Annotated in this window: 1 pseudogene; it reads right to left on the bottom strand. The window is 72.1% G+C overall.

From position 1 onward, the window contains the following. Nucleotides 1-2,581, bottom strand: a pseudogene (locus AXW62_RS39240) (acyltransferase domain-containing protein); the annotation flags it as partial. Between the last annotated feature and the right edge of the window lie 17 nt (nucleotides 2,582-2,598).

The following is a 2,598-nucleotide window of genomic DNA, read 5'->3' as shown; positions in this document are numbered from 1 at the left end:
CCGCCTCCGTGGCCACCGCACCCGAGGTCAGCACGACCAGCCGCGCATCCGCGAACCGCTCATCGCCCAGCCACTCCTGGACCAGCGCGAGCGCCCTGGCAGTGGCCCGGTGCACGGCGGCGGGTCCGCCGTCCCCGTCGGACGAGAAGTCGACGAGCACCTCATCGGCCACGGCCGCGCCCGACTCGATCGCCGCGCCCAGAGCGGCCAGATCCGGATACGCGACAACGTCCGTGCCGGAGAGGCCGCGCTCCAGCGCCTCGGAACCGAGCACCGCCCAGCGCTCGCCGACCGTCGCGTCCACCTCGGCCTCGGCCGGGAACTCGGTCCACTCCAGGCGGAAGAGGGAGTCCTGCCGCCCGCCGCGCGCACCGCTGATCTGCTCGGCCGACACCGGCCGCAGCACCAGCGAATCCACCGACAACACGGCACGCCCCGCACCATCGGCCACCGCCAGCGACACCGCGTCCGCACCAACGGCCGACAGACGCACCCGCAGCACCGAAGCACCCACCGCGTGCAGCGACACACCGGACCACGAGAACGGCAACCGCGCCCCGTCCCCACCCTCGACCAGACCACCCAGCCCCACCACATGCAGCGCCGAGTCCAGCAACGCCGGATGCAGACCGAACAACCCCGCCTCGGACTGCCCACCCTCCGGCAGCTCCAGCTCGGCGAACACCTCCTCGCCGACCCGCCAGGCCGCCTTCAGCCCCTGGAACACCGGACCGTAAACGAGCCCCAAGTCCGCCATGCCCTCATACAGGCCACCGACCTCAACCGGCACCGCGCCCGCCGGAGGCCACACGCTCACGTCGAACGACGCCGCAGGCGCACCCGCCACCAGCACACCCGACGCATGCCGCGACCACGCCTCATCAGCACCCGCGTCCTCGAACCGCGAGTACACCTCGACCACACGACGACCAGAGCCGTCCGGCGCACCCACCGACAGCTGAAGCTGAACGCCACCCACCTCCGGAAGCACCAGCGGCGCCTCCAACGTCAACTCCTCGACCAGATCACAACCGACCTGGTCACCCGCGCGAACCGCCAGCTCCACAAAGGCCGTACCCGGCAGCACCACCGAACCCATCACGGCGTGGTCGAGCAGCCAGGGGTGGGTCTGTGCCGAGATCCGCCCGGTCAGCAGCAGCCCGTCGCCACCCGCGAGCGGTACGACGGCGCCCACCAGCGGATGCTCCACGGCGGCCAGCCCGAGCCCCGCCGTGCCGCCGACGCCGTACGCCGACGCATGGGGCCAGTACCGGCGGCGCTGGAAGGCGTACGTCGGCAGCTCGGTCAGCTCGACCCGAGCCGCCCCCGTACCGGCGAAGACGGCCTCCCAGTCCACCGCCACACCCCGCACATGGGCCCGCGCCACAGCGGTGTGGACCGCCCGCGCCTCGGGCCGACCGGCCCGCAGCACGGCGGCGAAGCCCGCGGCCTCGGCGTCGGTGACGCACTCCTGGGCCATCGCGGAGAGCACCCCGTCCGGGCCCAGCTCGATGAAGGTGGTCACGCCCTGGGCTTCCAGGGTGCGGACACCGTCGAGGAAGCGGACGGCCTCGCGGACGTGGCGCACCCAGAAGTCGGCCGTCGCGATCTCCTCGGCGGAGACCAGCTCGCCGGTCAGGTTGGACACGATCGGGATCTTCGGGGCCTCATACGTCAGCCCCTGCGCGACCTCGCGGAACGCCTCCAGCATCCCGTCCATACGCGGCGAGTGGAACGCGTGGCTGACCGTCAGCCGCTTGGTCTTACGCCCCTGCTCCTCGAACGACGCGGAGATGGCCACAGCCGCGTCCTCGTCACCCGCGATGACGACCGAGGTGGGCCCGTTGAGCGCGGCGATGCTCACGCCGTCGGTCAGCAGCGGCGCCACCTCCTCCTCCGACGCCTGGACGGCGATCATCGCGCCACCGGCGGGCAGCTCCTGCATCAAACGACCACGAGCCGCCACCAGCTTCGCCGCGTCCGCGAGCGAGAGCACACCCGCCACATGCGCGGCGGCCAGCTCACCGATCGAATGCCCCGACAGGAAGTCGGGCCGCAGCCCCCACGTCTCAACGAGACGGAACAACGCCACTTCGAGAGCGAACAGCGCGGGCTGGGTAAACCCGGTCTGATCCAGCACCGACGCGTCATCCCCGAACAGCACATCCCGCAGCGGCCGTTCGAGGTGCGGGTCCAACTCCGCGCACACCGCGTCCAACGCCTCCGCGAACACCGGATAGGCGTCATACAGCTCACGCCCCATCCCCAGCCGCTGGCTCCCCTGCCCCGTGAACAGGAACGCCACCTTGCCGCCCATGGCCGATCCCTGGATCACATCCGCGCCGGACCCGCCGCGTACCAGAGCGTCCAGACCACGCAGGAAGCCCTCGCGGTCGTCGGCCACCAGCACCGCGCGGTGCTCCAGGGCGGCGCGCGTGGTCGCGAGCGAGTAGCCCAGGTCGGCCGGTGCGACCTCCGGCCGCTCGTCCAGGTAGGAACGGAGCCGTTCGGCCTGCGCCCGCAGCGCGTCGGCGGTCTTCGCCGACAGCGGCCACGGCAGCACGGACGGCTGAACGACCGGGGCCGAAGGAGCCACCA

It is taken from the genome of Streptomyces hygroscopicus subsp. hygroscopicus (genome assembly GCF_001553455.1).
GTDB lineage: Bacteria > Actinomycetota > Actinomycetes > Streptomycetales > Streptomycetaceae > Streptomyces > Streptomyces hygroscopicus.
The sequence above is the reverse complement of the archived record's forward strand: the minus strand, read 5'-3'. Positions and strand labels throughout refer to the sequence as shown.